Consider the following 16823-nt stretch of genomic DNA (forward strand, 5'->3'; position numbering starts at 1 on the left):
ACTCAAATCAGCCCGTCCCAGTACGCCTGCAAATCCGAGCTCAGGGGCACCTCGGCCACGACCTGCGCGCCGTCCCAGGGGAAGGCGAGGCGGGCGGCGTGCAGGGCCTGACGGCTCAAACCCAGCCGCGCGGTCAGCTCCGGCGTCTGTCCGGTCTGCATGAACTCCAGGAATACGGTGGGGTCGCGTCCGTAAATCTTGTCGCCGACCATGGGCAACCCCAGGTGCGAGAGGTGTGCGCGGATCTGGTGCAGCCGTCCGCTGCGGGGGTAGGCCTCGATCAGCGCGTGCCCGGCGCGGCGATCCACCACGCGGAAGTCCGTGATGGCGGGTCGCCCGTCTGGAATCACGGCCTGCCGGATGACCACGCGGTTCGCGCCGCCCAGGCCCAGTTCGCCCAGCGGGGCGTCCACGGTGAGGCGTTCCCAGTCGGGCGTGCCGTGCACGATGGCGAGGTACGTCTTGCCGACCAGATGCTGCTTGAACAGCGTGTAGAACGTCCGTGCGGCGTCCGGGTCGCGGCTCAGCACCTGCGCACCGCTGGTCTCGCGGTCCAGCCGGTGCGGGGGCGAGAGCCCCTCCTCGCCGGTGTCCTGCTGCATGAACGTGACCACGTCCGGCACCTCGAAGCGCGCGTGGACGCGGTGTGTGAGCCACAGGGCGGGCTTGTGAACGACGTAGAAATCCGGGTGTTCGATAACCACGCGCGGGATTTCCCTGGACGGCAGGGAAGGGGTGAGCGTCAGATCTCCCATACGCTCCGGTAGGCGCGGCCTTTCAGGCGTTCCGAGAGATCGGTGGCGCGGTTCACGGTGCGTTCCAGTCGCTCGGCCAGCCAGGGGCCGGGTACCTGGGGCGCGTCCCAGTGGGCCGACGTGGCGTACACGTAATGTGGGTTGACCACGCACCGGAAGTCCACCATCATCCCGAAGGCGAAGGCTCCGTGGCTGAGGTATCCGTGATCCAGCCCGCCGGAGACCAGGAAGGTCACGGGCTGGTCGAACCACGCGCCGTGCAGGCCGCGCAGGGCGTCGCTGCTGCCGGTCAGTTCCACCAGTGCCTTCGCGCCGGAACCGACGCCCCAGTTGTACACGGGCACGCCCAGCAGCACGCCGTCGGCCTCCAGGATCGCGCGGTGGTACAGGCCCGCGTTCGGGTGGTCGTAACAGCCACTCGGCCCCTGCGCGTTGTCGAAGGGCGGCAGAACCGTGGTTCTCAGGTCGAGGTGCGTGACCTCGTGCCCCTGCGTTTCGAGCTGCCGGGTCGCCAGGGCACACATCCACGCGCTGCGGCTGTCCGGGTCGAGGCTGGTGGCGATGACCGCGAACTTCACCGGTCACCCGCTGGAGACGCAGACAGGGCCGGGCGTCGTCCGGGGCCGAACAGAACGGATCGCGGCGATGGCATGGAAGCGGGGCGGTTCGTCCTCACGCCCGCAGGGTAGCGCCCCGGTCAGACCGTTCTGCTCAGGGCAGCGCGGCCCGCTCGATGGCCCGGAGGTGCTCGATGCGCTGCGGCGTGCCCGGATGTGACCGGAGCAGGTCGAACACGCTGGCCCGGCTGTCCTTCCCGTCACCCAGTTCCTTCTCCAGCCGCGCCAGGATGTCCTGAAGGGGCCGCGTGGTGTGGTAGCGCTCCAGCATGAAGCGGCCGGCCACCTCGTCGGCCTGCGTTTCGTCGGCCCGCGAGTAGCCGCCGCGCAGCAGGGCGGCAGGCACGGCGGCGGCGAAGGTGGTCGCGGACACCAGATCGCCCGTGATGACGGTGGAGACCAGCGTGAGCCCCAGGCCCTGGTACACGCCCGCCAGTCCGTGCCGGTGCGTGACGTGTCCGGTCTCGTGCGCCAGGACGCCCATCAGTTCACGGTCGTTGCTGGCGAGCGCCACGATCTGGTCGGTCATCACGACCGTGCCGCCGGGCAGGGCGAAGGCATTGGCACCGATCCCGCCGCTGTCCGTGCCCGCTGGCTCGCCGTCGCGCAGCAGCAGCGTGTACGGGTAGCCGCCACCGGCCCACGCGGCCACGTCGCGGAATTCCGCCTGCAACTGGGCCTGCCGCGCGGCGCTGAGCTTCGTCGGCCCCACATACTCGCCCGTGTTCAGGACTTTCAAGGTCTCGCGGTCGAAGGTCGCCAGGACGCTGCGGGGCGTGACGGCGGCCGCCTGCCGGGCCAGCACCGGCAGGCCGAACACCACGAAGGCCGCCACGGCCGCCACCGCCAGCACCAGTGCTCCCAGCGCGGCGGCCCAGCGGGATTCCAGCCAGCGCACGCCGGTCAGTGCGCGGTTCAGCCCCACTTGCCGCTCCCACGCACTGATGGCTGCGTCATCGGCGGTCTCGTAACGTCCCCCGTCCCGGAACTTCACCACGCGCCGGACGCCCGGAACGGCCGGATCGACCGTCACCTCGGCCAGCGGCCACATCCGGGGCGAACCCAGCTCCGGCACGTTCAGGGTTACGCCCTGCTCCGTCAGGGTCACGGTGGCGGGATGGTCTCGGCTGCTGCGGCCATCGAAGTAGACGCCCGCCACCGGGCCGCCAGGAAGGGTCATCAGAAGCCCACCTGGATGTCGAGGAGTTCCGTGGCCGCCTCGCCCAGCGCGGAGGGCTGCTGTGACGCCCCCGCCGCGAAATCGTCCAGCGGGGCGATGGCCCGCACCTGAATGCCCTCCAGGACGTACTTCGTCCGGCGGATCGCGGCCCAGGGCGTGGCGAGCCCCAGCGTGAAGACGGTGGCCAGGGTGTTCGTCACGCCGATCCACACCAGCGTCCACGGTCTGAACGTCGCGCGCGTGCGGATCACTCCCCCCAGTTCCCCGTGGTTTAGGACGTAGGCCATGATCGCGGCCCGCGCGTACTGCCACAGCACCGTGTACAGCAGGATGAACGCCACGTACGCCACCGCAAAGAGGACAATCAGGGTGGTCGGGTCGCCGTCACCGAACGTGTCCGGGTTCCAGTTCATGGAGCCGAACAGCACGGCCGCCAGGGGAATCAGGAGCACGATCCCCAGGCCCACCCCGACGCCCACAGCCGTCAGGGCGATCACGTAGAAAGGGGCCACGTCGCCCCGGAATTTCCCGCGTGCCGTGCCGTACTCCAGGTGGTTCAGCTGGTAGCGCCGCTGCATGAACCACGCCCACGGCAGCGCGAAGATCCCCCCGATCGAGCCCAGGATGTTGGCCGCGCCATACGCCACGTACGAGTCTCGCAGGCTGCCCATGAAGCCGAAACGCAGGCCCCGGTGCACGGTGTTGGCAGCCTGGAAACGCAGCGACTGCCGCACCAGCCAGGGGTACAGGCCCACGTAGATCAGCAGCAGCGGCACCGCGATCCAGTACTTCTGGAACTGCGTGGCCAGCGAGTAACCCAGGAACAGGCCCCCCACGATCACGTACCCGCGCAGCAGGGCCACGGGATTCGCGCGGTACTCGAAATTCTGCCCATCCACCCAGGCGTGCCCGTAGAAGTACTGGCGCGTGCGGACGCGGGCCCACGGCAGGTAGATGCCCAGCGTGACGATCGTGAGGGCCACGTTCACGATCCAGATCCGGAAGTACTCGTCGGCCCGCCCCGTGAAGGAAACCGGGTACTCCGTGACCGTCATGGGCGTGGGCGCCGGGCTGTCGGTGACGGCCGGAAGGAGCGGCTGACCCGCGTGGCGTCCGTACGGAGCGCCGGTCTGGTCATCCGCAGGGTCGAGTGGGGCGGGCAGGTCGGTCATGTGTCCATCGTACGGACGCGCGGGCCGCCGCGCAGCGCACCTGACCGACCCCCCCAGTGCGCGGTTTTCCCTCCGCCCGACACATGACAAGGGCGGGTGGCCAGTTGCCCCCGCCCGCAAGAATTCAGTGTTCAGTGACCGGGACAGGCGTCCTGTCGGGTCAAGTGGGACTTACCAGCGGCTGCCGCCGCCCCGGTTGCCGCCACCCATGCTGCTGCTGCCACCCATCGGGGCGGGCGCGGCGTTCGTGACGACCACGTTCTTGGCCTGCGGGCCTTTGTTGCCCTGGCCGGCCTCCACCTCGAACTCGACCTCATCGCCCTCGTTGAGCTTGCGGAAGCCGCCGCTCTGGATGGCGCTGTAGTGCACGAAAACGTCAGGGTTGCCGGGGTGTTCGATGAACCCGTAGCCCTTCTCGACGTTAAACCACTTCACTCGACCTTGAGCCATAACTCTCCTTGCATCTCCAAGACCGCTGCCCGGTTATCCGCCCTCTGGGCCGAAACCACGAGATGGCGCGTGACTTGAGACCCTGGCATTATCGCATGACCGACCGGTTCCTACCACCTTCCTCGCCCGCCGCTCCGCTGGGAACGAAACGCAGAAGCCCCTGCCAGTCGCGGTCGAGCTGTTTTTCTGGCCCCGGTTCAAGGTTTCAAGGATGGCCCGTGCATCCCCCCCACTGCATCCTGGGCGGTCAGCGCTTCGCGTTCGCTGGGCGCGTGGTAACCTGTGCCGCAAGTTCACCCGCTGCGCGCCGCACTGGAAGCCTCCCGCCCCGCCGGGCCCCCGGCCCCATACGGACGCAGCCCCCGGAGGAAGGCATGCCGCGCTACGCCCTGGACGGGCACGTTCCCGACATTCACCCCACTGCGTTCATCGCCCCCAGTGCCGACCTGATCGGCCAGGTGCGGGTGCAGGCGCAGGCGAGCGTGTGGTTCGGCGCGGTGCTGCGCGGCGACCTCGAACCCATCACGGTGGGCGTGGGCAGCAACGTGCAGGACGGGGCCGTGCTCCACACGGATCTGGGCTGGCCGTGCACGCTCGGTGAACACGTGACCATCGGGCACCGCGCCATCGTGCACGGCGCCACCTGCGGGCCGGGCAGTCTGGTCGGCATGGGCGCCGTGATGCTCAGCGGTTCCAGCCTGGGCGCCGGGGCGGTGCTCGGCGCTGGCGCCGTGCTGCCCGAGGGCGCGCACGTGCCGGACGGCATGCTGGCCGTGGGCGTGCCCGCCCGCGTGGTGCGAACTGCCCCCAGCACCGGGAATGCCACCCGCTACGTGCAGAACGGCGAGCGCTTCAGCCGTGGCCTGCGCCGCCTGGACGCCGACGCGGCCGCTCCCGAGTGCCAGTCCCTGCTGGAGGGCGTGTGAGCGACGACCTGCGCCCCGCCCGCCCAGATGACACCGAGGTGCCGCACCTGCCCGAGCCTCCGGAGCCCCTGAATGGTGTTGCTGTCGACCCGCCGGACGTCCAGCCCCTGGACGGCGGCGAGGAACTCGCCGAGCTGATCCCCGAACTGACCCCCATGTTCCAGGGCGCGGCCCCCTTCCTGGCGCGGTTTCTGCCGCACTCGATCCCCACGCACGCCGGGCTGAACCAGAACTTCTGCGACCTGCACGCGTTCCTGAAGTACCTGCACGAGCACTCGTGGTACGGGTACCTGCATGCGCTGCTGGGAGACCAGAGCGCGTACGTGCTGCTGTACGAGGGCCGCACGGTCACGGCGGCGGCCGCGAGTGCCACAGGCGAGCAGGCCCTGGGCGAACTGCTGAACCTGTACGAGCAGGGCGCGTCCCTGAGCGCGCACCCGCTGGCCAGCAATTACGCGCATGTGCTGAGCGGCATCGGTTCCCGCGCGTGGAAGTTCAACCTGACCGAGGACTTCACGGGCCTGCACGCCCGCCCCACCGGCGCGATCTTCTACGTGCGCGGTGAGATCGTGGCCACCATGCCCGCCACGCTTCCCTACGAGGGGGCGTTCCCGGCGCCCCTGCGCCCCCAGACGCTGATCCTGCCGCGCAGCCTGGCCGGCTGGGCGCACCACCACTACGCCCTGACCCTGCGCGGCAAGGACGCCCTGAACGCCATCACGGACGTCCATCAGGTCTTCCGCATCCAGCACGGGCAGGGCGGCCTGACCTTCCTGAAGGCGCTGGGCGACAAGAACACGCCGGCCGAGTACGCCATGCGCAGCGACGTGGCGCTGCACGACCTGGAGCCCATGATCCAGGACTTCCTGAAGACCGGCTGCATCAAGGAAGGCTGAGCGGCGTCAGGCCCTGGTCACGCGGCGCACCTCGGCCAGGATGTCCGGCCATGTGCGGGCTGTCGTGCCGCGCAGCACCTCGTCCACCTGCGCTTCGCTGAGGTTCCACAGGCGCAGCGCGGTTCCGTCGTCGAGGGCCTGGGGGGCCGGCGCCGTCTCCTGCGATTTCACGAAGTACCGCCCGCTCACGTCCAGCAGGTCTGCGGCGAGGTGGATGGTCGTCTGCGCGCCCTGCTCCGGTGTCAGGGAGAAGCGGTCGACTACCCGGTACAGCTGGCTGAACGCTCCTCCCTGGTGCGCCCCGAAGCCGGTGGCGACCAGGCCCGGATGGAGCGTGTTCGCCGTGAGCCACGGTTCGCGCCGCGCGAGTTCCCGCGTGAACAGGATGTTCGCCAGCTTGCTCTGCGCGTACGCGGGCCACGCCGAGTAGCCGCGCCGGAACTCCGGATCGTCAAACCTGATCCGGCCCATCGCGTGCGCCCCGGACGACACCGTCACCACGCGCGGGTGCGACCCCTGGCGCAGGAGAGGCAGCAGTTCACGCGTCAGCAGGAACGGCGACAGGTGATCCAGCGCCCACGTCATCTCGATGCCCTCGCGGGTCTCCTGGCGCGTGTTGAACAGCGCCCCGACATTGTTGACCAGGACGTCCAGCCGCCCGTGCCGCTCCGCGAAGTCCGCCGCCGCCTGCCGCACCTGCGCGAGTTCCGACAGGTCCGCGATCAGCGTGCCGGCGGCGCCGATGTCTTGGGCCACCTGCTCGGTTTTCTGCGTGCTACGCCCGGCAACCGTGACCAGCGCGCCCCGCCGGACGAGTTCCCGCGCGGCCTCCAGGCCGATGCCGCCGGTCGAGCCGGTCACCAGCACCACCCGGCCGTCCATCCCTTTCGTCCTTGCCGTCATGCCCCAAGCATAGGCGCGTGGCCGGGGTCGCGGCGGTGCGCGTGGCGGCAAAAGGAAAAACCGGCTCTTGGAGACTCCGGTTCCTCCGCGCTACGGACTTCACCCGGCCCGTGTTGCGTTGTCTGCGCTGATAGGGGAAGTGTAGCCGCCCCCCTCTGACACCCCTGTCACACGCTGACCGCCGGTCATTCCCCCGTTCGTGGGTGGTCTGGCCCGCCGACGCCTCCGGGCCGCACTCGCCGTGAGACCGGAAGGTGCGCCACAATACGGGTGTGGGAACACGGGGGAGCCGCCGGGGGGCGTGCACCGATCCCTCCTGGGGCGACGGGGCGGCCAGCAGCTCCGGAACTGGGGATCGCATGAGGGAACACACGAGGAAAGCGCCACGCCGCCAGGGCTTGGCCGTGGGCCTGCTGCTGCTGCTGGGCACCGCACACGCTCAGACCACGCCAAGCTACGTCGAGCTGATCCTGGACGCCTCCGGCAGCATGTTCACGCGCCTGGACGGCGGCCAGACCCGCATTGCCGCTGCGCAGGCCGTACTGAACGACCTGATCGGACGCCTGCCCGCCGACCCTGCCCTGAACGTGGGGCTGCGCCTGTACGGGGCGCGCACGACGGCCTCCGAGACCGGCGCGTGCCAGGACAGCGTGCTGACCCTGCCCATGAAGGGCATCGACCGGACCGCGCTGCTTCAGACCGTGAACCAGACGCGCCCGAAAGGGGCCACGCCCATCGCGTACTCGCTCACGCAGGCCGCGAACGACTTCCCCACGACCGCCGGGAAGAAGCTGATCGTGCTCGTCACCGACGGCCAGGAATCCTGCCGGGGCGACCTGAAGGCCGCACTGGCCGCCTTCAAGGATCGGGGCATCGAGGTCGACCTGCGGATCATCGGCATCGACCTCGACGCCCGTGCGCAGCAGTCCTTCACGGGCGTGGGCACCTTCGTGAACGCCCGCAGCATCCCGGAACTCGCGTCGGCCCTCGGCAGCGCCGTGCAGACGGTTGCGCCGCCCACCGTGGCGACCGTCCCCGTGACGGTGACCCTCACCAGCGGCGGCCAGCCGGTGGCCAGCGGCCCCACCGTGACCTTCACCGGCAGCGCCGGCGGCGCGGGCACGCCGCTGACCAACTCCGGCGGCACCTACGGAGCCAGCGTGCTGCCCGGCGGGTACACCGCCACCGTCAAGACCGCCACCGACACCCAGACCTTCGGCGGCCTGAGCGTCAGCGTGGGCGCGGCCAACACCTTCACCTTCGACGTGTCGCCCGTCGGCGGCGTGACACTGACCGTCACGCCCACCCAGCCGATTGCCGGCGGCAAACTCAGCGTGGCCTTCAGCGGCGCCCCCGCCGGCGCGAAGAACTGGGTGACCGTCGCCCGCAAGACCGATGCCGACCCGGTCTACCTCGACTGGGCCTACGTACAGGGCGCCAGCGGCACCCTCGACCTGAACGTCCCGGACGACGAGAACGAATACGAGGCCCGCTACCACCTCGCCAACCCGGACGGCAGCACCCGCATCATCGGCCGCAGCGCTCCCTTCACGCCCAAGCGCCAGGGCGCCAGCCTGAGCGCCCCCGCCACCGCGCAGGCCGGCGGGAAGATCGAGGTGAAATGGCAGGGGCCGAACAACGACGGCGATTACGTCACCGTCGTGCCCAAGGGCGCCGACGTGGGCGCGTACACCGATTACTTCTACACCCGGGCCGCCAACCCCGGCACCCTGTCCCTGCCCCTCACGCCCGGCGACTACGAACTGCGGTACAGCAACGACAAGAGCGTCCGGGTGCTTGCCACCCTTCCCCTCACACTGACCAGCGCCACATACACGTTGCAGGCCCCGGCCAGCGCCGTGGCTGGCAGCGCCGTGCAGGTGAAGTGGCAGGGGCCGAACAATGACGGCGACTACGTCACCATCGTCCCCAAAGGGGCACCGGTCGGTCAGTACACCACGTACTTCTACACCCGCGATGGCAACCCCGGCACCCTGAAAACGCCCGCCGCCCCCGGCGACTACGAACTCCGGTACTCCAGCGAGCACGGCACCCCGAACCCCACCCTGGCCAGCGTTCCCCTCACCCTGACCGGCACCACGTACACCCTCAGTGGCCCAGCCAGTACCAGCGCAGGCAGCGAAATCCAGGTCAAGTGGACTGGCCCGAACAACTCCGGCGATTACATCACCATCGTGCCCAAGGGCGCGCCGGTCGGCACGTACACCCAGTACTTCTACACCAAGGACGCCAACCCCGGCAAACTCAAGGTTCCCTTCGCGCCCGGCGAGTACGAACTGCGCTACTCCACCGAAGGACAGAGTCCCAACCCCACCCTGGCCACCATGCCACTCACGATCAAGAGCAGCACCTACAGCTTCACCGCCCCCAAACAGGGCAAGGCGGGCAGCACCATCCAGATCAAATGGGCCGGGCCGAACAACCCTGGTGAGTACATCACCATCGTCAAGAAGGGTGCCCCTGTGGGCAGTTACCTGAACTACACCTACACCCGCGACGGCAACCCCGTGACCCTGCGCCTGCCCGACGAGCCCGGCGAGTACGAACTGCGCTACTCCACCGAGGCCGCCAGCCCCAACCCCACGCTGTACAGCACGCCGTTCACCGTCACGAAGTAGACGACACTCACTCCTCCGGGCGGCCGCTCGACAGGGCCGCCCAGTACGTGTTGACGGTGTTCCCTGCGCAGGACAGCGGATGCACCTGCACCAGCCGGCGCCACGTACCCACCGGCTGATCGTCCAGCAGCACCTGGGGCTTCGGCAAGAACGCCGTGAACACGGCCTCCAGTCCGACCTCATGCGCACTCTCCCGCGCGTAGGCGGCCCCACCGGAACTCCAGCAGTACAGTTCCGCACCCTGCGCCGCCAGCTCCCGCACGTGCTGGATCGCCGCTGGAATGGGAATCCGCGCCCGGCCCGCGTTGCGAACCAGCGTCTCGTCCACATCCACGTACACGATAAGCGGGGGAGGGGTCAAGCCGTTCCATCCTTCACCTGATAGCAGCGTGCCAGCTTTCTGGCCCGGTGCCGGAGGTGCTGGGTGCGGCCCTCGGTGACCAGACGCTCCAGCTCCGGGATCACGTCGTTGCTAAGACCCAGCGCAGCTACCCAGCGGAGGGCATGCCCCTGCCAGTACTCCGATGGCCAGTTCAGGCCCATCCTGACGCTGGCCATCAGAGGAAAGGAGGCTGCCGCAGGGGCGTCGAGGTTCCTTGTATCAAGATCGCTGGCGAGGGTGTCCCAGAACGTCGCCGGCTCGTGTTCCAGTAATGTGACCAGACTCTGTGAAGCCTCCAGCTGCCGACATGTACCGTCCGGCGATTGCGCCATCCACACTCCATCAAGGAGTCCGACTGGACAGCCACCCAGCGCCCGTACTTCGTGGAACGACATCAGATCACTTCTCTGAACGCCACGCTCTGGCTTCGGTTCTGAAGTTCTGAGCGCAAGTACTGCAACCTTGGATGCTCCAGCTTCGGATCGTGCGCCAGGATATGCTTCGCCAGTTCCCGCGCCTGCTCGATAATCTGCGTGTCGTTGGCGAGGTCGGCCAGCCGCAGGTCGGGAATGCCACTCTGGCGGGTGCCGCGGATCTCGCCGGGGCCACGGAGTTTCAGGTCGGCTTCGGCGATCACGAAGCCGTCTGTCGAGCCCTCGATGATCTTGAGGCGCTTGCGGGTCTTCTGGCTGTGCTCGCCGGCGATCAGGACGCAGTAGCTCTTGGCACTGCCACGGCCGACGCGGCCCCGGAGCTGGTGGAGTTGCGCGAGGCCGAAGCGTTCGGCGTTCTCGATGACCATCACCGAGGCGTTGGGGACGTCCACGCCGACTTCGATGACGGTGGTGGACACGAGGATGTCAAAGTCGCGGGCGCGGAACCGCTCCATGACGTAGTCCTTCTCGGCGGCGGACATCTTGCCGTGCAGCAGGTCGATGCGGGCCTCGGGCAGGATGGCCTTGAGGTCATCGGCGAGCTGGGTGGCGGCGAGGAGTTCCAGCGTGTCGGATTCCTCGATCAGGGCGGTGACGACGAAGGCCTGCCGGCCCCCCCGGATCTGGCCCATCACGAACCCGTAGGCCTGGGCGCGGAAATTGTCCTGAATGAGCTTGGTCTCGATGGGCGTACGGCCCGGCGGCAGTTCGTCGATGATGCTGAGTTCCAGGTCGCCGTACGCGGTGAGGGCTAACGAGCGGGGAATGGGCGTGGCCGACATGACCAGCACGTCCGGCCGCCCGGCCAGCAGCTTGCGGCGCTGCTGCACGCCGAAGCGGTGCTCCTCATCCACCACGGCGAGCCCCAGGTTGTCGAAGCGGACGTTCTCCTGAATCAGCGCCTGCGTGCCGACCACGACATCCACGCTGCCCTCGGCGATGCGGGTCTGCATCTCCAGCTTCGCCTTCGGGGTCATGGCGCCCATCAGCAGGCCCACCCGCACGTCGAGCTGGCCCAGGTACCCGACGAGGTTCGCGTAGTGCTGCCGTGCGAGGATTTCCGTGGGGGCCATCAGCGCGCCCTGGTAGCCGTCGCGCACGGCGAGGTACAGGGCACACGCGGCCACGGCGGTCTTGCCGCTGCCCACGTCGCCCTGTACCAGCCGGGCCATCTGCCGGTCGGAACGCATGTCGTCCGTGATCTCTAGCAGCACGCGGCGCTGCGCGTTCGTGAAGCGGAAGGGCAGCGCTCCCTCGAAGGTATGGATGTCTTCACTCTTTGCGTTGAAACGCTTGCCTTCCAGCACAGCGTCCTCGCCCTGAAGGAGCATCCGCAGTTCCAGGAACAGGTACTCGTCGAAGCGCAGCCGCGCGCTGCCCCGGCTCAGGTGCGCCTCGTCGTGCGGGAAGTGCATGCCCCACAGGGCGTCGCCCAGATCCGTCACGCCGTACTGTTTGCGCCAGTGCGCGGGCAGGTAATCGTCGAGCGGGACGGTCTCCAGCGCCCGGTGCGCGGCGCGGCGCAGGAATTCCTGCGAGATGCCGTCCTTGCTGTCGTAGACGCCCACGATCCGCCCGGTGCTCAGGCTGTCCTGCGCGGCGTCCACCGTCTCCAGGTGCTCCACGCCCAGTTGCACGCTCCGCCCGAACTTCTTCACGCGGCCCGTGAGCACCAGCCGCGCGCCCTCGCGGAGCTGCTTCTCTACCCACGGCTGGTTGAACCACGTGGCCTTCACCCGCCCGCCGGACGGCGTTTCCAGTGTCACATCGATCACCAGCATGCCGGGGCGCGGGCTGCGCCGCGATTTCGCCACCACACGGCCCTCCACCGTCACCTTCTGGCCCTCCTCCACGTCAGCCAAATCGGGCAGTGCCCGGCGGTCCTCATGGCGGTGCGGGTAGGCGTGCAGCACGTCGCGCAGCAGGTGCAGGCCCAGCGACTGGAGCTTGCGCGCTCCGCCTGGCCCGGTGTTCAGGCGCTCCACGGGCGCGTCCGGTGGGAGCCGTTCGCCCGGCGCGGCCACCGGCACCGCCGTCCGGGAGGCCGCCTTCGCCGGCGTGGCCGCCTTCGGCTTGCCGTCCGTCAGCAGCTCAAGCGCCGCCCTCAGCGCCTCCGCTCGTACTTCCGCTTCCCACTCGCCGTACCCCTTCAGGGCCTCGCGCACCTGCGGGAAGGGGTTCCCCAGGGGCGAAGCCAGCAGCTTCTCCACGCCGCCCGCCACCACGCGATTCTGGCAACCGGACGCCAGCTCGGCGCTCAGCGGCCGCCTCAGCTTCTCCCGGAGTTCCGCCACCGTCGCCATTCGGATTGCAGGCTAGCAGAGGGGGCGTTTGCCGTCCCGTGAGGTGGAGATTCCCCACCATCTGGAGAGGAGCCTACGTTGCACCGGGCTTGTTGTCGTCACTGCTTCCCGGCTGACCTTCATGGCTGTCCCGGTGGCATGGGGTGCCTCACCTGCTTTCAATGGTGACCTTCGGTCAGGGGCAGGGTGGAACCCTTCAGATGTGCTGGAGGGTCTTGGGCTGTCACTCCAGCGTCGCCGGCCGCTCACTGGCGCGGCCGCTCTGGCTGGCGGGGATCACGCGCAGCAGGAGGCTCAGGCTGAAGGCGATGACGACCATCACGAGGGCGAGGTCGTAGGCGCGGCGCAGGCCCTCGGCCAGCTGGAAGCCGCCGGCCTGGATGGCGGCGGGACCGATCAGCAGGGCCATGAGCGCCACGCCCAGGGCGCCGCCCATCTGTCGGGCGAACAGCACGCCGCTGGTCACGGCACCGAGTTCGTGGCGGGGACTGGCTTCCTGCGCGGCGAGCAGCAGGCTGAGCATGGCGAAGCCCATGCCGGTGCCGACCGCGAAGCCCAGGACACTGGTGACCCAGAGGGGCGCGTGGACGGCGAAGATCAGCGCGGCGAACATGACGACCAGTACCAGAAACCCGCCCTGCGCGATGCGGGCCAGCGGCACCGTTTTCACCAGCCGCGCGGTGGCGACGGCGGTGATCGTCCAGCCGACGAGCATGGGGGTAAGGATGGCGCCGGCGGCCGTGGCGCCGCCGCCGGTCACGCCCTGAGCGTACAGGGGCAGGTAGGCGATGACGCCGAAATACGCCGCGCCGCCCAGCAGATTCCCGGCGAACGCCACGCGCGGAAGCCGTTCCTGCAGGGCGCGCATGGGGAGCAGCGGGTCGCTGTGGCGGCGCTCGACGAGCACGGCGGCGATCAGGATGACGATGCCGACGCCGACCAGCACCCACTGGCGTTGTTCCAGGCCCCAGACGACCAGGCCGCTGCCGGCGGTGAACAGGCCCGCGCCGAACCAGTCGAGGCGGGCGGGGCGGGGCTGCCCGGTTTCCGGGAGGGAACGCAGCGCGATGACCAGGGCGGCGATGCCGAAGGGCAGACTGGAGTAGAACGTCCAGCGCCACGAGAGGGTTTCGGTGAGCCAGCCGCCCAGCAGCGGCCCCAGCAGCCCGCTGATGCCCCACACGCCGGAAATGAAGGACTGTACGCGGCTGCGTTCGGCCAGGGTGTACAGTTCGCCGATCATGGTGAGGGTCAGGGGCAGCAGCGCGCCGGAACCGATCCCCTGCACGACTCGCGCGGCGATCAGGGTAGACATGTTCTGGCTCACGCCGCACAGGGCCGAGCCGATCAGGAAGATCACGACGCCCCACAGGTACAGGCGGCGGCGGCCCATGATGTCGCTGGCGCGGCCCCACAGGGGGCTGGACACGGTGCTGGTCAGCAGGTACACCGCGAAGGGCAGGGCGTAGAGGTTCTCGCCGCCCAGGTCTTTGATGACGCTGGGCATGGCGGTCGCGACCACGCTGGCCTCCAGCGCGGCCAGGAACACGCCAATCACGAGGCCCACGGTGGCGAGTTGCCGCACCTGCGGGGAAATGGAGGGCAGGGGAGCGGAGGTGGGCGCAGTCACCTGGGCAGCGTACTCCCGACCGTCACGTGAAGATTGCGTGGCTGGTTTCATCCACCCTGAATCGTTACAGTCGGGCCATGACCACCCTACCTTCGAAGTTGCACCAGCGGCCACTTGGCCGCACCGGCATGAACGTCACGGAGATCGGCTACGGCGCCTGGGGCATCGGCGCGGACGCCTGGGTCGGCGCGAAGGACGACGAGAGCCTGACGGCCCTGCGCCGCTATGTCGAGCTGGGCGGCAATTTCATCGATACGGCCATGGGCTACGGCAGCGGCCACAGCGAGACACTGGTTGGGCAGGTCGCCCGCGAGCACCCCGGTACGCTGGTCGCCACGAAGGTCAGCCCCAAGAACGGAGAGTGGCCAGCCGCCGACAGAACGACCGCCGAGGCGGCTTTCCCCGGCGAGTACGTGATCCGCATGACCGAAGCCAGTCTGGAACGCCTGGGTCTGGGAACCATTGACGTGCAGCAGTTCCACGTGTGGAACGACTCCTGGCTCGGGCAGGGAGACTGGCAGGACGCCGTGGCGCAGCTCAAGCAGAGTGGCAAAATCCGGGCTTTCGGCATCAGCATCAACGACCACCAGCCGAACAACGCTGTGAAGGCCGTCGAGGCGGGCGTGGTCGAGACGGTTCAGGTCATCTACAATGTCTTCGACCAGGCCCCACAGGATCGTCTGCTGGATGCCTGCCATGCCAACGGGGTGGGCGTGATCGTGCGGGTGGCGCTCGACGAGGGCAGCCTGACCGGCACCATCACGCCCGACACGACCTTCCCGGAGGGCGACTGGCGCAACCGGTACTTCGGCGGGGATCGCAAGACCGAACTCCAGGGGCGCCTCCGGGCCGTCGAAACGGATCTGGGCATCGGCACGGATCGGCTGGCCGAAACCAGCCTGCGCTTCGTGCTCTCGCACCCGGCTGTCAGCACCGTGATTGTGGGCATGCGCTCCGTGCGCAATGTGGAACGCAACGTGGCCCTGGCTGACGGGAAGGGCCTTCCCGCCGAGCAGGTGCAGAAACTGCACGCCCACCGCTGGGATCGCAACTGGTACCAGCCCGCACAGCAATAGGCCCAACGCAGGAGAAGGCAGCTTGATCGCTCCCTGGCCTTCTGTGACCATCGGCCCGCCCTCTGCCACACTGTCCGCATGGTGACCCGCGCTGAACTCGAAGCCCGTGAGGGAGCGACCCTGGCCCCCTACGCGACCCTCAGCCAGGACACGCGTGGGCGGGAGTACCCGGAAGCCGAGAGTGCCACCCGCACCGCCTTCCAGAAAGACCGCGACCGGGTGCTGCACACCACCGCCTTCCGGCGCCTGGAAGCCAAGACGCAGGTGTTTCTGAACGCCAGCGGCGACCATTACCGCACCCGCCTGACCCACACCCTGGAAGTGCAGCAGGTCGCCCGCAGCGTCGCCCTCACGCTCGGGCTGAACGAGACCCTGGCCGAGACCATCGCCCTGGCCCACGACCTCGGCCACCCTCCGTTCGGCCACGCGGGTGAGCGCGTCCTGAACGACCTCATGGAGGTTCACGGCGGCTTCGACCACAACGCGCAGGCCCGCCGGATCGTCACGCTGCTCGAATTCCGCCGGCCCGACGTGCCCGGCCTGAACCTCACCCTCGACACCCTCGACGGCCTGAACAAACACGACCGCGCGGATCTCGGCCGCCCCAGCCTGGAAGCGCAGGTCGTGGATGCTGCCGACGCCCTCGCCTACACCGCCCACGACCTCGACGACGGCCTGCGCAGCGGCCTGATCACCCCGGATCAGCTCGCCACCCTGCCTCTGTGGCAGGCGCTCACCCAGCGGGCCGAGCTGCGATCCACCACCATCACGGACAGCGAACGCCGCTCCCTGCACCGCGAACTCCTCGGCTGGCTCATCACGGATCTCAGCGTCACCAGCGACGCCAGCATCCGGGCCAGCGGCATCACGGGCGCCCCCGACGCCCGCGCCCAGCCCCGCAACCTGATCACGTACAGCGACAGCATGCGCGAACTGCTGCGGGACACGGCCACGTTCCTGCAACAGAACCTCTACCGCCACTGGCGGGTCGAGATGCAGGTCGAGCAGGCCACCCGCGTCCTGACCACCCTGTTCCACGCCCTGGTCGGGCGGCCCAGCATGTTGCCGCCACTTTACCAGCGCTGGGCCACGGAACGCGGCACGCACCGGGCCGTCTGCGATTACATTGCCGGCATGACCGACCGGTACGCGCTGGACATCCACGCCAGCCTCACCCCACCCGGCAGCGCCACCCCCTGGCCCCGCTGACGCTCCCGCCCCTGCGTTGACACCCTGCCGCCCCCCTGCTACATTGACTGCCGCCTGTCCACCCGGACTGGCAGCCCACGGTGCGCGGGTGTAGCTCAGCTGGTTAGAGCGCACGCCTGATAAGCGTGAGGTCCCCAGTTCAAGTCTGGGCATCCGCACCACCTCAAGCCCCCGCACGCAGCGGGGGCTTCTGCTGTCCTGGCTCAACTCGACAGCGGTGCCAAGTCGTCTTCGTCCGGTTCGGTCGCCTT

Annotated in this window: 15 protein-coding genes and 1 tRNA gene; 6 read left to right on the top strand and 10 right to left on the bottom strand. The window is 69.0% G+C overall.

Translation table 11 applies throughout. The features are described 5' to 3' along the window. Positions 1 to 2: 2 nt before the first annotated feature. From E7T09_RS14535 to E7T09_RS14555, 5 genes are all read right to left on the bottom strand, one after another. Positions 3 to 755 (bottom strand): RluA family pseudouridine synthase, encoded by a 753-nt coding sequence (locus E7T09_RS14535; RefSeq protein ID WP_136389929.1) that lies wholly within the window; start codon positions 753 to 755, stop codon positions 3 to 5. After that, complete coding sequence (locus tag E7T09_RS14540) at positions 743 to 1333, bottom strand: NADPH-dependent FMN reductase (protein WP_136389930.1); 591 nt, start codon at positions 1331 to 1333, stop codon at positions 743 to 745. The genes E7T09_RS14535 and E7T09_RS14540 overlap by 13 nt, the downstream gene beginning before the upstream one ends. Before the next feature lie 133 nt (positions 1334 to 1466). Further along, positions 1467 to 2552 carry a M48 family metallopeptidase gene (locus E7T09_RS14545; RefSeq protein ID WP_136389931.1) on the bottom strand — a complete coding sequence of 362 codons (1086 nt, stop codon included), beginning with the start codon at positions 2550 to 2552 and terminating at the stop codon, positions 1467 to 1469. After that, complete coding sequence (locus tag E7T09_RS14550) at positions 2552 to 3724, bottom strand: DUF898 domain-containing protein (RefSeq protein WP_240741807.1); 1173 nt, start codon at positions 3722 to 3724, stop codon at positions 2552 to 2554. The genes E7T09_RS14545 and E7T09_RS14550 overlap by 1 nt, the downstream gene beginning before the upstream one ends. A gap of 171 nt (positions 3725 to 3895) precedes the next feature. Then, entirely contained in the window at positions 3896 to 4174 is a 279-nt protein-coding gene (locus E7T09_RS14555; RefSeq protein WP_136389932.1) for a cold-shock protein, read from the bottom strand. Between the two features lie 374 nt (positions 4175 to 4548). Between E7T09_RS14555 and E7T09_RS14560 the strand changes: the two genes are divergently transcribed. Further along, positions 4549 to 5100: a gamma carbonic anhydrase family protein gene (locus E7T09_RS14560; RefSeq protein WP_136389933.1), complete on the top strand. Its 552-nt coding sequence runs from the start codon at positions 4549 to 4551 to the stop codon at positions 5098 to 5100. After that, complete coding sequence (locus E7T09_RS14565; RefSeq protein ID WP_240741808.1) at positions 5097 to 5996, top strand: hypothetical protein; 900 nt, start codon at positions 5097 to 5099, stop codon at positions 5994 to 5996. Before E7T09_RS14560 ends, E7T09_RS14565 begins: the two co-directional genes overlap by 4 nt. A 6-nt stretch (positions 5997 to 6002) precedes the next feature. Here the strand turns inward: E7T09_RS14565 and E7T09_RS14570 are convergent, their stop codons facing one another. Further along, a complete protein-coding gene (locus tag E7T09_RS14570) occupies positions 6003 to 6899 on the bottom strand; it encodes an SDR family oxidoreductase (RefSeq protein WP_205747023.1) in 897 nt (298 codons plus the stop codon). Between the two features lie 359 nt (positions 6900 to 7258). Here E7T09_RS14570 and E7T09_RS22525 point away from each other — a divergent pair, with 359 nt between their 5' ends. Beyond that, a complete protein-coding gene (locus E7T09_RS22525; protein ID WP_136389934.1) occupies positions 7259 to 9538 on the top strand; it encodes a VWA domain-containing protein in 2280 nt (759 codons plus the stop codon). A 7-nt stretch (positions 9539 to 9545) separates the two neighbouring features. Here E7T09_RS22525 and E7T09_RS14580 read toward each other — a convergent pair whose 3' ends face one another. From E7T09_RS14580 to E7T09_RS14595, 4 genes are all read right to left on the bottom strand, one after another. Further along, the gene (locus E7T09_RS14580; RefSeq protein ID WP_136389935.1) at positions 9546 to 9899 is read right to left on the bottom strand and encodes a DUF705 domain-containing protein; all 354 of its coding nucleotides are present in this window, start codon (positions 9897 to 9899) and stop codon (positions 9546 to 9548) included. After that, positions 9896 to 10252 (bottom strand): hypothetical protein, encoded by a 357-nt coding sequence (locus E7T09_RS14585; RefSeq protein WP_136389936.1) that lies wholly within the window; start codon positions 10250 to 10252, stop codon positions 9896 to 9898. The genes E7T09_RS14580 and E7T09_RS14585 overlap by 4 nt, the downstream gene beginning before the upstream one ends. Before the next feature lie 62 nt (positions 10253 to 10314). After that, a complete protein-coding gene (gene recG / locus E7T09_RS14590; protein ID WP_136389937.1) occupies positions 10315 to 12657 on the bottom strand; it encodes an ATP-dependent DNA helicase RecG in 2343 nt (780 codons plus the stop codon). A gap of 223 nt (positions 12658 to 12880) precedes the next feature. Then, a complete protein-coding gene (locus E7T09_RS14595) occupies positions 12881 to 14287 on the bottom strand; it encodes an MFS transporter (protein WP_240741809.1) in 1407 nt (468 codons plus the stop codon). 77 nt (positions 14288 to 14364) lie between these two features. Between E7T09_RS14595 and E7T09_RS14600 the strand changes: the two genes are divergently transcribed. From E7T09_RS14600 to E7T09_RS14610, 3 genes are all read left to right on the top strand, one after another. Continuing rightward, the gene (locus E7T09_RS14600) at positions 14365 to 15363 is read left to right on the top strand and encodes an aldo/keto reductase (protein ID WP_205747024.1); all 999 of its coding nucleotides are present in this window, start codon (positions 14365 to 14367) and stop codon (positions 15361 to 15363) included. A 78-nt stretch (positions 15364 to 15441) separates the two neighbouring features. After that, positions 15442 to 16572, top strand: coding sequence for a deoxyguanosinetriphosphate triphosphohydrolase (locus E7T09_RS14605; protein WP_136389939.1), 1131 nt, complete (start codon positions 15442 to 15444; stop codon positions 16570 to 16572). A gap of 84 nt (positions 16573 to 16656) precedes the next feature. Next, a tRNA-Ile gene (locus E7T09_RS14610) sits at positions 16657 to 16733 on the top strand. The last annotated feature ends 90 nt before the right edge of the window (positions 16734 to 16823 follow it).

This window comes from Deinococcus sp. KSM4-11 (assembly GCF_004801415.1).
In the GTDB taxonomy this organism is placed as follows: Bacteria; Deinococcota; Deinococci; order Deinococcales; family Deinococcaceae; genus Deinococcus.